At 52.5% G+C, this 18,254-nt stretch carries 10 protein-coding genes; 4 read left to right on the top strand and 6 right to left on the bottom strand.

Translation table 11 applies throughout. From position 1 onward, the window contains the following. Window positions 1-325: 325 nt before the first annotated feature. Both floA and CYPRO_RS07420 read right to left on the bottom strand, forming a co-directional pair. Window positions 326-1,330, bottom strand: coding sequence for a flotillin-like protein FloA (gene floA, locus CYPRO_RS07425; RefSeq protein WP_114984015.1), 1,005 nt, complete (start codon window positions 1,328-1,330; stop codon window positions 326-328). A gap of 123 nt (window positions 1,331-1,453) precedes the next feature. Further along, window positions 1,454-2,860, bottom strand: a complete 1,407-nt coding sequence (locus tag CYPRO_RS07420; protein ID WP_114984014.1) for an NfeD family protein — start codon at window positions 2,858-2,860, stop codon at window positions 1,454-1,456. 425 nt (window positions 2,861-3,285) lie between these two features. Here CYPRO_RS07420 and CYPRO_RS07415 point away from each other — a divergent pair, with 425 nt between their 5' ends. Beyond that, window positions 3,286-5,556 (top strand): TonB-dependent receptor, encoded by a 2,271-nt coding sequence (locus CYPRO_RS07415; RefSeq protein ID WP_240644860.1) that lies wholly within the window; start codon window positions 3,286-3,288, stop codon window positions 5,554-5,556. Between the two features lie 5 nt (window positions 5,557-5,561). After that, window positions 5,562-6,497 carry a DUF4249 domain-containing protein gene (locus CYPRO_RS07410; RefSeq protein ID WP_114984013.1) on the top strand — a complete coding sequence of 312 codons (936 nt, stop codon included), beginning with the start codon at window positions 5,562-5,564 and terminating at the stop codon, window positions 6,495-6,497. A 767-nt stretch (window positions 6,498-7,264) separates the two neighbouring features. Here the strand turns inward: CYPRO_RS07410 and CYPRO_RS07405 are convergent. From CYPRO_RS07405 to CYPRO_RS07390, 4 genes are all read right to left on the bottom strand, one after another. After that, entirely contained in the window at window positions 7,265-8,800 is a 1,536-nt protein-coding gene (locus CYPRO_RS07405; RefSeq protein WP_124245564.1) for a DUF5723 family protein, read from the bottom strand. Window positions 8,801-8,802: 2 nt separating this feature from the next. Continuing rightward, a complete protein-coding gene (locus tag CYPRO_RS07400; protein ID WP_124245563.1) occupies window positions 8,803-11,085 on the bottom strand; it encodes a hypothetical protein in 2,283 nt (760 codons plus the stop codon). Between the two features lie 1,104 nt (window positions 11,086-12,189). Further along, the gene (purL, locus tag CYPRO_RS07395; protein WP_114984010.1) at window positions 12,190-14,445 is read right to left on the bottom strand and encodes a phosphoribosylformylglycinamidine synthase subunit PurL; all 2,256 of its coding nucleotides are present in this window, start codon (window positions 14,443-14,445) and stop codon (window positions 12,190-12,192) included. A gap of 295 nt (window positions 14,446-14,740) precedes the next feature. Then, complete coding sequence (locus tag CYPRO_RS07390) at window positions 14,741-15,448, bottom strand: YjjG family noncanonical pyrimidine nucleotidase (RefSeq protein WP_114984009.1); 708 nt, start codon at window positions 15,446-15,448, stop codon at window positions 14,741-14,743. 327 nt (window positions 15,449-15,775) lie between these two features. On the opposite strand from CYPRO_RS07390, the gene CYPRO_RS07385 reads away from it, so the two are divergent. Together CYPRO_RS07385 and CYPRO_RS07380 are read left to right on the top strand one after the other, a co-directional pair. After that, on the top strand, window positions 15,776-16,255 hold the full coding sequence (locus CYPRO_RS07385) for a PH domain-containing protein (protein ID WP_114984008.1): 480 nt from the start codon (window positions 15,776-15,778) through the stop codon (window positions 16,253-16,255). Then, the gene (locus CYPRO_RS07380; protein WP_114984007.1) at window positions 16,200-17,984 is read left to right on the top strand and encodes a PH domain-containing protein; all 1,785 of its coding nucleotides are present in this window, start codon (window positions 16,200-16,202) and stop codon (window positions 17,982-17,984) included. The genes CYPRO_RS07385 and CYPRO_RS07380 overlap by 56 nt, the downstream gene beginning before the upstream one ends. The last annotated feature ends 270 nt before the right edge of the window (window positions 17,985-18,254 follow it).

The raw sequence follows: 18,254 nt of genomic DNA, 5'->3' as shown, positions 1-18,254 counted from the left end.
TCCTGACCAATCTGTCCGATCCGGTAAATCCGCGTTCTGTCAGCTCGTACCAGGCAAAAAAGCAAGGCACTATGAGATCGATTTGGGAGGTGTGGAAACAGCACTGCAGACCGTGATGCTCTCGGTGTTTCCCCCAAAAAATACAACACGTAAAAAACGCCAAAGCAGCCGGATTCCAGCGCAGGGTTTTCAGCTGAACACTTTTGTTTTCGCTGCTTCGGTTCGTGCCCGGTTTTCGGAAAGCTGACGCATGGCCTGAACCGAATTAAAAAAAGCCGGCCCCAGAAACAGGGACCGGCTTTTGATTTCGGACAGCTGAGCCAAATTACTTCTTGCGGGTTGGCTCGTCATCAATCTTATCGGTTGCGTCGGTGCCTTTGGCGATTGACTGACGCATATCTGTATCGGACATTATGTTTTTCATATTGTAGTAGTCCATGATACCGAGGTTACCGCTTCTGAAGGCCTCTGCGATGGCTTTGGGTACTTCGGCTTCGGCCTGAACTACGCGGGCCTGCATTTCCTGAATCTTGGCTTTGTTTTCCTGCTCTGCAGCAACGGCCATGGCGCGGCGCTCTTCTGCTTTCGCGCGGGCTACTTTGAGGTCAGCTTCGGCCTGATCGATCTGAAGGGCAGCACCGATGTTGTTTCCGACATCCACATCAGCGATATCAATAGAGAGAATCTCAAAAGCGGTACCGCTGTCAAGACCGCGGTCGAGTACTACACGGGAAATCTGATCGGGGTTTTCGAGTACTTTTTTGTGATCGTCAGCTGAACCTACCGTTGTTACGATACCTTCACCTACACGGGCGAGGATGGTTTCTTCGGTAGCACCACCGACGAGGCGCTCGAGGTTGGCACGAACAGTAACGCGCGCATTGGCTTTCACCTGAATACCGTCTTTGGCTACGGCGGTAATCACGGGGGTTTGAATCACCTTCGGGTTTACCGAAATCTGAACGGCTTCAAACACGTCACGACCTGCGAGGTCGATAGCGGCAGCGCGTTCAAAGGTAAGGCCGAGGTTGGCTTTATCGGCAGAAATCAGGGCTTGCACCACTTTGTTCACGTTACCGCCGGCGAGGAAGTGAGCTTCAAGTTTGGCTACACTCAGGGGCAGGTCGGCTTTGTGCGCGGTAATTGCGGCCTTCACGATAGGCGCGGGGGGTACCTTACGCAGGCGCATGGCCACGAGATCTGAGAAGATGCCTACTTTCACACCGGAGAAGTAGGCCGTGATCCAGAGGCCCAGTGGTACGTAGTACAAAAAGATGAATACGAAGATGAGCGTACCACCGATAACAATTAGCGGAAAAATTTGCTCCATGTCTTAAAGGTTGGTTAAGGTATCGTTAAGGGATAATTAAACCGCTGCCCCGTTGTGAGGATCAGCGGTTTTGTGTTTTGTTTGTTACATGCTGTGTTCCGGAAAACGGGTTCCGGCAAAAAATCAGGAGATCATTCGGCGGACCATCACCCGGCTTGAGGAGGTGTTGGTTACCACGATTCGGGCGCCGTTTTCCACGAAGTCGCCCTGTGAAACCACATCCACGCGCTCGCCATCAATAAGCGCGATACCTGACGGACGAAGCGCTGTTACCGCTACCCCTTCCTTGCCCAGCAGCAGGTCTTTACTCTCCGAAGAAGTGTACCCCTTTTCCTTGCTGGTTGATTCTACCAATATGAGTTTGCTAAACATACGATTCTGCGGCAAGTATTTTCCGAGTGAAAATAGCATCAAAATACCTAAAATTAAGGTAATAGCCATAGTCCAAATTGCCCGGCTCATATACTCCATTTCCGGGAACTCGAAGCCCACATTTCCGATCATGGATACCACAAGACTGAAGAACAGGAGCGTCACCCCAATTATCCCGGGTATCCCGAAGCCGGGCAGGATGAATATCTCCACCACAATAAACAGGACGCCCACAAAGAAGAGAATGATTTCCCAGGGCTCTGCAAATCCCATGATGTAGAGCGGGGCAAAGAACAACAAGGCACCGATGGAGGCCATCATGCCTGGAAAGCCGACACCCGGCGATTGCAACTCGAAGTACAAACCGCCCAGCATCATCAGCATAAGTATGCTGCTCATGATGGGGTTGGCGAGGAAACGCAGCACTTTTTCATTGGCGGTTTCCTGCAGGTAAATCAGTTCGAGATGGTCGATACCAATGGACGCAAGCACTTCTTCCAGGCTGCGCTCTGATCCGTCAATCATGCCGAGTTCGAGTGCTTCGCTTGTGCTGAGCGTTACGAGTACGCCTTCTTCGGTAATGCCTTCAATTTCGATACGCTCATCTACCATGGCTTCGGCAATTCTCGGATCGCGTCCGGTTGCTTCAGCAGTAGAGCGCATGAGACCGCGCATGTAGCTCTGCATTTTCTCATTGGCTTCGGTACCACCGCCATCCACTACCGTAGCTGCGCCGATGGAAGAACCCGGTGCCATATAAATGATGTCCGTCGAAAAAGCGATGAGCGCACCGGCTGAAGCTGCATTTTTATCGATGAAGGTGATGGTCTTCACATCCGTATCGAGTAGATTTTTGCGGATTTTGTCCGCAGCATCTACGAGACCGCCGAAGGTGTCCATGTGGAGCACAAGCGCAGCTGCTTCACTTTCTTCCGCCTGACGAATACCGCGCTCTATGTAGCGGTGCAGGCCGTTATCAACAAGGCCTTCTGCCCGCACAACATAAACTACGCCCGTTCCCGGTACGGTCACTGCGGTCGTATCTGCGGTATCCGCGGGTGCCTCGGTATTGAGCTCATCGAAGAAGAGCATGGCATTAAAAAGGATCAGCATCAGGAGCGATCCCATAAAAAAGTAGGTTCTTTGCTTGGCGTACATGGCAGGTTGAATTGGTATCAGTTCAGAGAGATGTGTTAGGCTGCGCGTTCTTTACAAAAAGGCGAACGGAAGTTTACACGAAGTTTTTGCACTTAAGTTAAGGCAATACGTCAGAAAAAACGAAGAAAAGGCGCGTAACGTTTACCTGCCCTGCCGGTTTAAAATCAGCCGCAGTGCAGTCTTTTTCGGGCTTCAAAATGGTTGGGGAAAGCGCTAAATATCGGGCCGAATCAGGAACAATCCGACTGACCGAAACGTACACTTCTGCTGTTTCTATGCAGGCGTTTTCGGCTGAACTCCAACAAGTTCGGCTGACCTGTCCCGGCTTATTCACCGCTAAAAGCTTCCTTTTTCCTTTGTTCTCAGATTATCGACCTCGTCGCACAGCCGCACTGCACCATACCCATGCACCGCTGCTTTTCATTTTGTTTTTTCTTTTCGTGGGCATAAGCTTCCCCGGCTTTAGTCAGCCCGCCCTTGCCGAAATGCGGTCCGATACGGCCCTGGAGTCCGAGCTTAATTCCGGAAGCCTGAACGGCTACGTATCCGAAGCCCGCACCGGCGAAGCTATCTGGGGGGCGAATATCATCCTCGAAGGCACAACCCTCGGCACTTCGACCAACAGCGCAGGCTTTTTCACGCTCACGCGCATCCCCGAGGGCAGCTACACGGCGGTTATTTCCTTCATCGGGTTTCGGGAGATGCGGCGCGAAATCACGATTGTAGCAGGCGAAACCCTCCGGCTCGATGCTGAACTGACCGAAAGCGGGGTCGAGCTGGATGATGTCACCCTGGTCTCGGATTTCTTCGACCTCGAACAGCGGCAGTCGGTCGGTGTCACAACCGTGAGCACGCAACTCATCCGTGATACGCCGGCGGTGCTGCAAGCCGATGTCTTCCGGAGCATTCAGCTGCTACCCGGCATCACCTCGGCCTCGGATTTTTCCTCCGGCCTCTACATCCGCGGCGGCACGCCCGATCAGACCCTGATTCTGCTCGACAACACGACCGTGTACAACCCGACGCACTTTTTCGGCTTCTTCTCCACCTTCAACCCCGATGCCATCCGGGATGTGCGGGTGTTTAAGGGCGGCTTTCCACCGGAATACGGCGGACGTATCGGCTCGGTCGTTGACATCTACAACAAAGACGGCAACCGCCGGCAGCGCAGCGGCACCGCCTCCGTAGGCATGCTCTCCTCCCGCGCCTCGTTCGAAGGGCCGTTCGAAGGCGGCTCCTACATGTTCGCCATCCGTCGCTCTACCCTTGAACCCCTGCTCTGGGCCCTGCGCGGCTCAGTCGATAACATCCCGAGAAGCTTTTATTTCCTCGATGCCAACGCCAAAATCAACTACGACCTCGGTCAGCGTGACCGCCTCAGCCTCTCTTTTTACACCGGTCTGGATGATGTGGTTTTCCCCGCCTCCGACGACCTGCTGCTGAACCTCTTTTACGGCAACATCACCGGGAGCCTGACCTGGCGGCGGATTCTCTCGGGCAGCACCTTTGGCACACTCACCTTCACGGGTTCGCGCTACTTCAACGAGCCACGCTTCGAGTTTGGCGGCACGGTTTTCGAGCGCAAAAACACAGTCAACGACTTCTCGGTGAAAGCCGACATCGAATGGACGCCCGACCAAAACCACACCGTGAAATCAGGCCTTTGGGCAGGCACGCTGCTGTTCACCCTACAGGACCGCTTCGACGGCAACCTCACGCAATCGCCCGATCTCACCTCCGGCTACTACACCTTCTATATACAGGACCGCTGGCGCATCACCCCGCGCTGGATCTTCCTCGGCGGCGCACGGGCGGCCTACTTTACGAGCGGCAACTTCTTCCGCGCTGAACCGCGGGCACAGCTCGAGTACCGTCCGACCGAAAACTTGCGCCTCCAAACCGCCGCCGGACGCTACCATCAGTTCAAATCGCTGATCACCAACGAGGCCTTTTCCGGTTTCGATGTGTGGCTGCTCACCGACCGGGGCGTTGCGCCTGCTTACGGCGATCAGTTCATGGCCGGCGCCAAATGGAATCCCAACAACACCTGGTCGTTCGAGCTTGAAGGCTTCTACCGCACCATGCGGCAACTGTTTGAATTCGATCCGCGCATCCCCGATGCAGCGGGGCTCGAGTACAGCGAGCTCTTCCGCTTCGGGGAAGGCTTCGCGTACGGCGTCGAAGTACTGGCACAGCGCAACCGCGGCAGGCTCACCGGTTTTCTGGGCTACACCTGGGGCACGACCCGCCGCAAATTCCCCGGCTTCAACGACGACAACTTCTTCCCGCCCAAGTTCGACCGCATTCACGACCTCAGCCTTGTGGCCAACTACCGCCTCAACGCCCGCTGGATGAGCACCGTGGTGTTCGGCTACGCAACGGGTCAGACCTACACCGAGCCGCTGGGCCGCACCCAAATCAACAACCCCTTCGGCACCGAGCCCGACAACCCCATCATCGTGGGCCGCGTGAACGCCTCCCGACTGCCCGCCTATCACCGCCTCGATGTGGGCTTCACCCGCTACGGACGCTTTTTCAACCTCGGCGATTCGGAGCTTCAGCTGCAGATCATCAACCTCTACTCCCGCCGCAACGTGTGGTTCTATCAGTTCGATTTCGACGAAAACCCCGTGCAGCGCATCACCGTGCAGATGCTGCCCATCCTCCCCTCCGTGACCTATACTGTCAATTTCTAAGCTTTATGATGATGCCTGCTATCCGCCCAACTTTCGCTCAAACCGGCCTCGCTGCGCTTTTCTTTACGGTGATGATGAGCGCCCTGCTCACAACAGGCTGCGATCCCTACAAACAGGACAGCTTCACCGAGCAAATGGTTATCGAAGCCTTCCTCACCGCGGGCGATCCGCTCCCTGAAATCCGCCTTTCCCGCACGCTCCCGTTCGATGAATTCTACAGCTTCGAAGCTGCGGCGCTTTCCGGCCTCGATGTCCGCGTACTGCTCACCAACGATGCCGGCGCCGTCACGGAAACCTTCCGCTACCTCGAAAGCGATCAGCGGGGCGTGTACCTGCCCGAAGACGCGGGCGCGACCGTACAGCCGGGGCGCGTCTATCGGCTCGAAGTCCGCGAAACGCCCGATCAGGCACCCAAGCTCCGCGCCCGCACCTTCGTGCCCGGGGGTTTCGAGCTGCTTTCCGACAACGGCGACACCTTCATCTATCAGGGTCCGGTGCAGTACGAGCCAACCTTCACCATTAGCTTCTACCCGGGTCGGCAGAACTACTACATCGCCTCCACCCTCGCGCTGCAGCCTGATCCGGAGCTGCTCACGCCCTTCTTTGCCGGCTTTTTTGAAGAAGAAAACCCCGATCAGTTTCTGCGCGTCTCCTCCCCCATCATCAACGAAGCTAACTACGAAATCAACGACGACGAAACCATCACCCTGACCCTCCCCTGGATTTCCATCGCCTACTTCGGCCCCAACGAAGTCGCCTTCTACGCCATCGACACCAACCTCTACGACTACGTGCGCACCCTCAACCTGCAAAGCGGCGGCCCGAATCAGTCGCCAGGCCAGATCGACAACGTGCTCTGGAACATCGAAGGCGGCATCGGCATCTTCGGCAGCCGCACCGGCATCTCAAGCGAAATAAACATCGTCCCCTTCATCCCCTGAGCTTCCGCGGCAAGCAAGTCCAAAACCGGCATGGTCAGCCAACCTCAGGCTGCCAAGCCACTTACCTGTTTTATTTTTTTGGGGAAAACTCAGAGAACATCAGGGGCGCCGTGACAAATTTAGCGTCCCCAAACCAAAGATGAAGGCGTTGCTTTTTGGGATACAGCCCGCAGCTCACAGCCGAAAACCCGGGATTGTGCAGGTTTGACGTCTCCACCGCGTTTCAAACAGGATTTATAGGATTACAGGATGAACAGGATGTTGTGAAATCAACAATGTAAACCAATATCCCAAGCCCGGTCCTTTCATCCCGAACACTTCTCATTTGGCTTCGCCCGAATACGCCCCGGGGCAGATGGCTCTCAGGATTTTTTCCGGTCTGAACCAACCTCCCAAACCGAATCACCAGATCCTTCGGCTCCGCCTCCGCTGCGCTACGGCTCCGCTCAGGATGACAGGGGCACTGTTGCAACCACGGCGCGGCATGCCGCGCCGTTTGCCATGAGGCGTCACTGTCATCCTGAGCGGAGCGCAGCGGAGTCGAAGAATCTTGTGGTGCAGGGCTCCGGGCCGTTGATCCCTATCGAGGTAGAACAGCCGGAGGGGATCTCTCACATGAGACTTCGGTGTGCTGTTTTGGCAAGTCGGATTGCTGGGGTTTTGATTGCAGCGTTGCCATGCCCCGCTGTTCGCGGTGACCCCTTTTTTTGTTTCCATGTTCTTGCTACTTGTGAGAAATCCACTTGCGCGCAGATTTTTTTCCTTTGCTAAAACCTGAACTGTAATGCTCCGAGGCCAATGGCAGCCCAGGCGCCGCCGTTTTGAGTGCCCGGTGATAGCATCACGCCAAGATCAAGCCTATAAGCGCCTCCTGTGAGGCCCGTCCCGAATGTCCAGGAACTGTTGTTACTTCCGCCACTGTACCATCCGGCACGGACCGGTACAAATCTCGTGATCGCGTACGAAGCCCCAACACCAAGTGCCAACCGGCGGCTGACAAGACCGCTGTTACTGAATCCTGCACCTAAATCGAATGCGGCCTGCATGCGTCCGGCGCGGAGCTCGCCGCCGAATGCCCACGCAGCCGGCAGCTGAACCCGGTTCGAACCTACTTCACGGCCATCAAAATCAAGGTACATATCATACAGTACGCTGTCTTCCAACACATAGCTGAAATAAGAACCCAGGTCGCCATCAAATTCTTCATCAATTCGCTGCTGATCTATGGCGAAACCTTCCCAAGTAAACAGGCCTTGATTTTCAAATACAGCGGCCCTTCGGCTGTAGCGGATGCTGCCCAGGTCCGAAAATGCCAGTCCAAGCTGCAGGATTCGCATTCCTTCACCAAGAAAAGGAAAATCAAGAAACGCATCTCCCAGCTCAAATTGTGCGGTAACCCCAAGGTTCAGACCGAAGCCCATGCCATCAATTTTCCCGATATCAGATGGGAATTCAAGATAGTCGCCCATTTCAGGCCGTTCGTCGTTCGCATCACGGTCGGCGAGATACTGAAACAGCTGATCGCTTGTTTCGCCCTGCGTTTGAATAATGTATCTGAAATCGTGATGCACGTCGTCGCCGCTTACGGTAATGCGTGACCGCAATTCAAGCTGACTCTGCGCGATACCGAGAAACAGCTGCGGACTCACCCCGGCCTGAAGGCTCCAGCGCCTGCCGGTAAGCGGGAAGAAGTCTCCCTCATACAACATCATGGCAAAGCCGGCGGTGACTTCTGCGAACGAAGTGGCTTCAAGCATCAGGTCTGCTTCACGCCCTTCGCGGAACACGTCTTCATTAAGCCCGCCAAGCCCCAGCTCGGCAGCGCCTCTGCTAATTCCCGTTGAGCTTAAGTTACGCAGTCGGACGGAAAGTCCGGCTGCATAGCCGGGATTCAGCTGAAAGGCTGTACCGGCGAGTACGAAACCGGCATTGACGTGGGCGTACTGCATGCTGCTGCCTGCATCGTCCCCGTACCATTGATCAAGCATTTCCCGCTGTCTTGCTGCATCCAGCAGTTCCCCTTTTGTTAGAAAGCTGTTATAGGTACTTACGTTTAAGAGCCCCCCGCCAAGGGTCGCAGAAGACTGAAGAAATACGAGATTATTAGGCCTGCCGGACCGCATATCCAGCAGGTTTGCCGGGTTGATATGCAATGCCGCGGCACCGCCGGCCCACGCTGTTCCTGTGGCCCCGATAGCCATAGTTTCAGGGACTTCAAGTCTGTGCTGTGCCTGAGAGGCCGCTGCAAACCCTAAAGTAAGAGCTATCCAAATAAATACAGAAATAAGTTGCGACTTTGTCATGGCTAATTCCCTCCAACTTTAAGGTTAAGCACAAAATCCGCACGCATGTTCAGGCTCACCTGATCTGTAGCACGCAAACTTACGGTTTCATTATCGCTTGTGAGCAGTACCGCCCGCAGCTGCATTTGCTCTGTACGCCATAATTCGCGCAGCTGTGCTTCGGTCAGGTTTACCTCGAGCACATTGTTTTCGGGCCCGACAGAAAATCCGCCCCCGCTTACGGGAGCAGGCAAAATACTCACCGGGTTTTGTCCATCAGCCGGTACGACCGTAACCAAATCTCCAAACGCATCCAGGAAACTGAACTCAAAGTCGAGATCCAGCGGCAGTTCATTGCTGTACTGTATGAACAGGCTTCCGCGCTTAATTTCTAGGTCATCACCATCACGAGGCAGATCGGAAAGATCAAGATCAAGTGTGTCAGCAATTGCAGTTGGGTTATTGGGGTCACTTTGCAATGAAATCGGGATGTTGAGGCTGAGTTCAGAATCCAGGGTGATGGGCCGCTGCACGTTTACACGCTCACTTTCCGGGTTAATCAGTGCCTTTCCGATAAAAAATATTTCCGTAGGCAAACTGTTCAGGAAATCAGCAACGGTGCTGTTTTCAGTTGTAAAGAAAACCTGCTGAGAAATGTCTTCGCCATCCCGCCCGTCAATAGGAATTTTGATAAGGTCTGCGTTCGCGATAGGTAAGCCGTTAAACAAAAGGCCACTTATTGTATCATCAGCAGCAACATGAAAGGGAGTATCGGGCAGGCCTGAGAGAAAGTGCTGCTCGCCAGCTGCATTAATACCTAAAATGGCAGCGTAAACCAGGTTTGAAGCATCAATATTAGTATCATAATGAAGCACAAGTTCCGGATTATCAATGTTTAAATTTACAACACGTTCCGAAAATTCCTTCAAATCATCGATATTGGTTTCAATCCGGACTTCCGGGTCTGCCAGATCAAGCTGATCATCGGGGGCATCATTCAGATCAACGAATCTTGGAAGAACAATGCCGGTTATCCGGGTAATATTTCCGACTTCGAATTCAGCTGTACCGGTAAAATTGTCTTCGGTAGTTATGGTACGAATCCTGTCTCCCGGCGGACTATCAAGTGTATTCTCCGTCTTGGCCTCAAGATTCGCGATAAAGGTGTTGCCGGGTGCCGAGATTCGGACATCCTCCAGGAAAATGTCAAAACTAATACCCTCAATATTCGATGGGTCACTTGCACGCCTTGGCAGCTGATCCTGTTCAAGGTTTATCACAACCGAATCCTGCGGGGAAAAGCTGCCATCAGCTCCCCTTGTGAGTATAGTGGGGAATGATATCACAAGGCTTTCAAAATCAAGGTCGATCGTATTACGCAAAGATTCAAATGACAACTGTATAGATTCCATCTCTGCAAAGTCATCATTATTCTCTAAAATAAAATCCTCCTCGGAAATTCCGGTTTCTATTTCCTTAGTGATGGTCTGAGACGGGAAACGTGCGCTTGCAGACTGCACCCTGAACTCGTCGTTTTGCACTTCACTAACAATGAGTTCTTCCGGTGGGGCTGCCATTTGCTGCTGTGACCATGAAGTGCTGAATACCGCAAAAAGAGGTATGCTGATCACTTCTCCGCTTGTAAATGAAATCTTCAGGGTACGCTCTTCCCCGTGCGCAAAATCTTCTATCACCTGCGTATCCCCTACAAAACCGGTTTCTGTTCTGAATCTGAAAACGAGTTCATCAAAGGTAAACCCCAGCTGATTTTCGATAGTAACCTGAAGGTTTCCTTCACGCGTTACGACTTGAACCAAATCTTCCATATCAAGCTCAAGATCAAATGCAGGAACCGCTCCGGCAGGCAGCGTAGCACCGATTGGGAACAGGGCCGGATCTAAACCCGTAAAAGACTCAAAATCAGTTGCAGCACTACCACTGATGGTCGGTTCAAGGTTTGAAATTTCAGCATCGATACTAAACGTAGCAATGCTTACATCAGGGATACTCTCATCAAATGAACCAATATCAAACTCATTTGTTACACCCAGTGTAACGAGCCCGCTGGGATCAATCGTAAACAGATTTTCAAAATCAGCACTTGTGGTATCAATAATGGCTTCTGTTCCGCCCAAAAAGGCGTAGCTCAGGCTTTTGACAATCGGAACAGTGTAACGTTGTTCAGTTTGAAAATCCGGCTTTGATGGCGTTTCGCAACTGCTTAGCACTATCACCAAAATCATAGCAAAGCTTAGCGCAGGCATAAATACCATTCTTCTTTTCTTAGCTTGTTTATTGTCTTCCATAGTTTGGGAGGTTTGTAGTGAAAAATTTTCTATTACCGATGGTCTTAAAGCAATGCAAAAGCACAATAGTATGTTTGATATTAAGATATTGATATTTGCTTAGATAGTAAACCAAAACGGCCTCCTTTTATGCGTACTATTAACACTAAAACTGTTAAGAAAGCAAATTCTTACGATAATACAGACACTTATGTTTAACTACAGACGATATCTAACAATTTTTGTTTCTTATCCCACCACAATAAATTTTCACAGGTAGCTATTTTTGCCCAAACACATTCTCAGCATACTTTACTAAACCGCATGCCTAAAGGAAATGCGCACTATTAGATGTATACTAATATTTATCAATTGATTATCAGGTTTTTTGGTAATTGAACACCCTGTATTTTAAGTGTACTTTTCCATTCATTAGCTGCTTTATTGCAACTGAACTGCTCTCATATCAGCCTAACCCGCATTATTCTCCAAGAAATTTTCTTACTGGCATGACTAAGCTTAAAAATCAGCGGAAAGGCACCTAAGTACCCTGAGCATGAGTTTTCAGCTTCAACGCAGCCAGCGGGGAAATTTCGCAGCGCGGGAATCGCTTCGCTCGGTGCGCAGTCTTTACACCACACTCACATTTTGGCTACCGGCGTTTTTTCACTAAGCCAAATTTAAACATACATTTAGCAAATATATTCTGTTTAATTGTGAATAATGGTCGTAATAAACTTGACTTCATTGCTCTCCTAAACTTTTATTTATTTTTGAAGAACAGCTTGATTCCCCCCCCCGAAGTAAATCACTCATTCAAATAAACTTATGTGCAGCATAGCGCTGAAACTGCTATGGTTCCGCTTATTCAAAGGGTTCGTTCAAGTGTTCAGTCATACAAAAAGTGCTTACGGTGCTCTTAAAAAGAAAGTTTTACAGCTTCTTACCCTTTTCATTTTCATTTTCAGACCATGATCATTTCCTGCTTAAGCACAACTGATTAGCGGTTCTCCCTGATTTTTATATCAAGCCAAGATTTACACAAAAAAGCCCGAGGATACGCGATCTTTTTTCCGCACCCTCGGGCTTTCCTAACACTTTTGACCTGATATAAAAATCGGGTATTTAAATTTCGGCTCCTGCACCGGTTTTCATCTTTGACGGAATGGCTTCTTCATAACAGCGGTGCAGGGTCTCAACACTAATACCGATAAGCTTATCAACATTTAAGTCATCGCCACCGGTAACGCCAAGACGAGTACAGGCAATACCAGCATTTTCGGACGCTTTGATGAGATCCGTGAGATGCTGCTTCGCAACGCTTACAACAGCCCCGCTTTGTGCTTCGCTGAAAAGACACTCTCTTAAACTGCTGCCGCTGTAACTCTGAAGGGCGGTAATATCGATTACTGCCCCCATACCCGAGAATATGCTTTTTTCAGCAAGGGTTGTAATGAGGCCGCCGTCAGAGCAGTCGTGTGCGGACTGAACGAGACGGGCACGGATGATCTCCAGCAAAAATGCCTGAAACTTTGCTTCATATGCAAGATCAAAAGCCGGCGCGTCGCCTTCGGTAAGGCCATGGTTCCAGCTCAGGTACTCTGATCCGCCGAGTCCTGTGCGTTTAGCACCAAGATAACACACAAGCTGTCCCGCTTCTTTGTAGCCGGGCGTCATGAGCTGTTTAGAGAGGTTATCAATTAAGCCTAACATACCTATCGTGGGTGTCGGGAAGACCGCGCCCTTAGGATTTTCATTATAAAAGCTCACGTTACCACCGGTCACAGGCGTGTTCAGGGTTTTGCAGGCATCGCCCATGCCACCAACCGCTTCCTTGAATACCCAGTATACTTCGGGCTTATAAGGGTTTCCGAAATTGAGGCAGTTGGTTATTGCAAGAGGTTTCGCCCCGGAACATACGACGTTGCGGGCAGCTTCAGCTACGGCAATTTGTCCGCCTTTGCGAGGATTGAGGTGCACATAGCGTCCGTTGCAGTCTGTTTTCACCACAAGTGCTTTTCGCGTACCTTTTATGCGTACAACACCGGCGTCTGAAGCACCGGGACCTACTACAGTATTGGTGCGAACCATGTGATCGTATTGTTCAAAGACCCAGCGCTTGGAAGCAATGTTAGGAGACGATAAGAGCTTAAGGAGCGCGCTTTGGTAGTCGGTTTCGTCCGGAAGCGTACTGAAGTCGAAGCTGTGCTTGACATCGAGATAGGCCGGACGCGCCGTCTCCCGTTCGTACACGGGCGCACCGCCGCCCAGCACGAGGCTGTCGGCGGGAATACGCGCTTTGAGTTCTTCATGCATCCAGTATTCCACATCACCGGTGTCGGTTACTTCCCCGATAATGGCTGCGCTCACATCCCATTTTTCGAACACATCCAGGATTTCCTGTTCGCGGCCTTTATGCGCCACGATGAGCATGCGCTCCTGACTTTCAGACAGGAGCATTTCGTAAGCGGTCATGCCGCTCTCCCGCTGCGGCGCAAGGTCGAGGTTGATGCGCATGCCGGTACGGCTTTTGGCCGACATTTCTGAGCTTGAACAGCTGATGCCCGCCGCACCCATATCCTGAATGCCGGCAATGGCGCCGGTTTTGAGGGCTTCGAGGGTGGCTTCGAGCAACAGTTTTTCCATGAAGGGATCCCCTACCTGTACGCTCGGGCGCTTGGCTTCGCTTGCTTCGCTGATTTCTTCGGAGGCGAAAGTTGCCCCGTGAATACCGTCCCGTCCGGTGCTCGCACCTACAATAATGACCGGGTTTCCCGGCCCCGGCGCAATTGCCGAGGCGGTTTCCCCGGCTTTGACAACGCCTACACTCATCGCGTTCACCAGCGGATTCCCTTCATAGGCCGGATCGAAAAAGATGTCGCCGGCTACGGTGGGCACGCCGAAGGAGTTGCCGTAGTCCGCGATGCCGTGTACGACGCCTTCGAGCAGGTAGCGCACCCGCGGCGTATCGAGCGAGCCGAAGCGCAGCGAGTTCAGCGCGGCTATCGGACGTGCACCCATGGTGAAGATATCCCGGTGAATGCCGCCCACACCGGTAGCCGCGCCCTGATAGGGCTCTACCGCCGAGGGGTGATTATGGCTTTCAATTTTGAAGGCACAGGCGAGGCCGTCGCCGATATCTACAAGTCCGGCGTTCTCTTCGCCCGCCCCGACCAAAAGCTGCGGACCCGTATTGGGCAGGGTTTTCAAAACGCGGATGGAGTTTTTATAGGAACAGTGCTCACTCCACATCACCGAATACACACCCAGCTCGGTAAAGGTCGGTACCCGGCCCAGGTAGTCTTTTATTTTTTCAAACTCTTCAGCGGTGAGGCCGTGTTCGAGGGCAAGGTCGAGGGTTACTTTGGGTTCTTTTTGCATGGCTTTTTTGTGGTGTGAGGGATGAGGGTTGAAGGGAGCTGTTACGGATCAGCAATTAATGTTGACTTATTCCGGTACTGCGTGTGGATAATTCGGGAGGGTGAAACGTTTTGATCAGCTGGATAGGGGGCATCCCAAAAGCAAGGGATTTCCCGCAGGTTTGGGGAGTTGGACCTGCCACGAAAGACAGTGATGCTCTCGGGATTTTCCCCAAAAATAAAAAAGCTTCCGGCATGGCTGCGCAGCCGGTTGCAGGTCTCCTGAGACTGATATGAAGGTTGCAGGGATAGCACGCTCAGCTGAAATGAAGGTGATGCTGAAGTTCTTCGAAGGTTTGAAAGCTGACGCTCGCTTCGCAACTTACTTGCGGTTCGGGTTGGGCCTGTGGCGTGAACCAGGCCGTTTGCCAACCGGCGGCATTGCCACCCCGGATGTCTGAATCAAGGCTGTCGCCGACGTACAGAATGTCAGCCGCTTCCGCACCGGCCTGACTTTCGGCATAGGCAAAAATTTCCGGGCTCGGCTTGAGGTAGCCGACATCTTCGGAAATAATGAGGGGGCCGGAAAATGCCTGCAGGCCGAAATCTTCGATTTTCTTTTTTTGCGTTTCGGAGAAGCCGTTGGTGATGAAGCCGACGCGGTAGTGCCGGCTGAGGCTTTGCAGGGCAGCTTCGGCACCGGGAATCCATCGCCAGTACCGGCGGTAGGCCTGCATATAGGCGTTTCCGATTTCGAGCGGGTCGGATACATGCAGACCGAGTTCAGCAAAGGTATCCGCGAAACGGCTGCGGTGCAGGTTGTGCCGGTCGGTCTGCCCCAGGCTGTAGGCCTGCCACAACCGCTGATTGTGCCGCGCGTAAACGAGGCTCAGATCGGCAGCTGAAGCGGCCTGTAATACGGGAAATTCCTGATGGATTTCAAGAAGGGCAGCGCGCTGCGCACTGCGGTGATCGAGGAGGGTGTCGTCTATATCGAAGTAAATAAACCGGGGCTTGCGCAGCATGCGGGTGTTGACTATTAAACGGTTAGGTGAATTCGCCCAAAGATAAGAAAGTGCCGCTTAACCCGCATACCTGGCTGTGTATTGCAGATGATTCTTTATACCCCTGATTGTTTTGCACTTATCCTTATAATTACTTCCATTCATTATTGACAGTGGATTATTGGCTTCTGAATTTCCCTGTTGGGATGCCTTGCGTGCGGGGCGGGTTATGAATTGGACAGGGCATGCCGTATTTTTGCCCCGCTTATGCAACGATTTGAAGGAGAGACTGATTTATTCACCCACATACTCATTTATTCCCGCTGAGGGGTACTTACATTTTCCTACATGCGTCCTGATCCAGAGCATAAAATTGACCCGAAAGCCATCCCTGCATGGCGCATTGCCGGTGGTCTCGGCTCCTTGTTTTGGTGGTTTCTGCCCGTAATTTACGGATTTATTGCACTCGGCGGTGGCGCAAGCCGCTGGATGATTCTGATCCTTACGAGCCTTGTTGTGCTGAATACGATTCTTCAGGCGAGCATTATTCCGAAAATCCGCTGGCAGCGCTGGAGCTATCAGATTGATAAACATGAGATTTACCTTAAAAGCGGCATTTTTGTGATACGCCGTGTGCTTATCCCCGTGAACCGCATACAGCATGTGGATACGCGGCAGGGGCCTATCCTTCGCTCCTTCAATCTGTCAACGGTTACAATTACGACCGCCGCAACTACGCACGAAATTCCTGCCCTAAACGACGAAGTCGCTGATGAAGTCCGAAACCGAATCTCAGACCTTGCCCGATCCGCCGATGAAGATGTCTGAGCCGAGACGGCAGCACCCCGTTGCTGCGCTCACCAATGTGCTTGGAACCCTTCGCGATTTACTGCTGCCACTCGTCATCATCTTCTTTTTTGGCGGGGGAGGCGGCGGAAACGGCCTGTTCAGTAGTCCGTGGTACATCGGTACGTTTCTGATGTTCCTGCTGGTTGTGGGCGTTGCCCGCTGGATGCGCTTCACTTACCGGGTGGAAGATGACGAAATCCGTATTGAGTACGGCCTTTTTGTGCGCAAGCGCTCATTTATCCCGCGGCACCGCATTCAGGTGATCGACATCAGCTCGGGCGTGTTGCAGCGGGCTTTCGGGCTGGTAAGCCTGGAGGTGCAGACCGCCGGCGGGGGCGCTTCGGAAGCCAAAATTGACGCCCTTACCCTTAAAGATGCGCTCTGGATTAAAGAGAACATGAGTCCTGAGCACGAAGAGGATGAAGCGGAAGCTGATACTGAAGCGGCCGTAACGGGAGAAGCGGTTGCGCAGGAAGACGACGGTTTGAGCGGAAACGAGACCGTAACGGCGGATCTGAAAACTGCGGATGCTGCTGCACCGCGAACGTCCAATACCCGACCTGCCGCGGGATCTGTGGTCTCCCGCTCGGCTTTGGGGATGTCCAAACCGGTGTACGCACTCAGCTGGCGCCGTCTGCTCATCGCCGGCACGACCTCCGGCAGCTTCGGCATTGCACTCTCTATTGTGGGGACCATTTTTGCACAGATGAACACGGTTGTAGATGACGACGCCGTGTATGATTTTATCGAAACCGTGGCAGCCAATGATACCGTATTTTTCATCGGTGTGGCCGTGTTTCTGGTGTTCATTGCCTGGATTCTTTCAATAGTAGGGACCATACTTTCCTACGGCAACTTTGCCATATACAAGCGCCGCCGGGAAATGGTGATATCCCGCGGCATTCTGGAGAAGAAGCTCACAACCATTCCCTACGCGCGCATTCAGGCTATCCGGATTCAGGAAGGCGTGCTGCGTCAGCCGCTCGGGTTCTGCACGCTGTATGTGGATAGCGCCGGATTCGGAGAGCAAAGCGGAAAATCGACCACGCTTTTCCCGCTGCTGCGCCGCAGTGAAGCCGACGCGTTTATCCGCGAGATGGCGCCTGAATATGACCGTCAGCCTGAAACGGTGAGTCCGCCCCCGCGGGCCCTGCGCCGCTACATCATCCGGACCCTGATTCCAACCGGTGTGCTCATTGGTCTCTCTTACTGGCTGCTGCCCTTCGCGCACTTCATTTTGCCCATCATTCCGCTGGCGGTTGTGCTGGGCTATTACCGCTGGCGCGCCGCAGCTACCGGCACCGACGCTGATACCATCCGGATCCGCTACCGCAATCTGGCCAAGACAACGGTGCTTGTGAAGCGCTACCGCATTCAGTCCGTTACGGCTTGGGATAACTACTTTCAGCGACGCCGCGGTCTCAAAAGCCTGACCATCAATATTGCTTCAAGCGATACCGGCGCTTCCTTTAGCGCCCTTGATCTCGAAGCTGAAGATGCTCTTGATTTCACCGAGTGGGTTGAGCCGTATTTCAATCGCAAACAAGCCGCACGGCTGACTGCTCAGCATGAAGCTTCAGATAATGAAACAGGCGTTTCAACTTCCCAAACAACCGAATCCCCGACTTCTGATACCGCTCCGGATTCAGATTCGGAAAAAAGCGGTAGGGAAAGGGACAAGGGCGGCTTTCTCGATATCGGCTACTAAGCCGGACGTACGGTAACGCTAAAGGCTCTAAATTTAGGTTGACTTGTTACTAACCCTGTCATCGGTATTCTCTTAGAAGAATCTGAGAAACAATACGGTGAGTTTGTTTCCAATCTAACCGCCTGTCCACTTTGTATCAGGTTGTGTCTTTTACAGCTGAAACTATCGCGCAAGCTATTATCTGCCGACAGGCTCCATACAATCAATTGATTGATCTTACTGTAGCACGAAACCTGTTATCACATAATCAAAAGGCGTTATCGTGTGAGC

This window comes from Cyclonatronum proteinivorum (assembly GCF_003353065.1).
Lineage (GTDB): Bacteria > Bacteroidota > Rhodothermia > Balneolales > Cyclonatronaceae > Cyclonatronum > Cyclonatronum proteinivorum.
The sequence above is the reverse complement of the archived record's forward strand: the minus strand, read 5'-3'. Positions and strand labels throughout refer to the sequence as shown.